Here is a 250-nt window from a genome sequence, read left to right on the forward strand (position 1 = left end):
TGCTGGACCTCCGCCAGTCATGATATACACCTCTTGAAACACGTTAAGCGAGCTGATTAATAGCAAAATCACGACAACCAGAGAGATACGGCCCAGCAATGGCCAAGTCACGTATCGGAATTTTACAAATTTGGAGGCACCTTCGACATCAGCTACTTCATATAAATCTGTTGGAATGTTCTGCAGTCCCGATAAATAAATCAGCATAAAATATCCGATATTTCGCCAACAAGACATAATGGCAATGACC

1 protein-coding gene is annotated in these 250 nt (G+C 42.4%); it reads right to left on the reverse strand.

What is annotated here, in order from left to right; genetic code table 11:
- Positions 1–237: carbohydrate ABC transporter permease (locus tag KVT27_RS25625; RefSeq protein WP_256449056.1), on the reverse strand; the 237-nt coding region annotated here is incomplete at its 3' end.
- Positions 238–250: the final 13 nt, after the last annotated feature.

The sequence above is a fragment of the Lysinibacillus sp. GbtcB16 genome, from assembly GCF_019091145.1.
GTDB classification, from domain to species: domain Bacteria; phylum Bacillota; class Bacilli; order Bacillales_A; family Planococcaceae; genus Lysinibacillus; species Lysinibacillus fusiformis.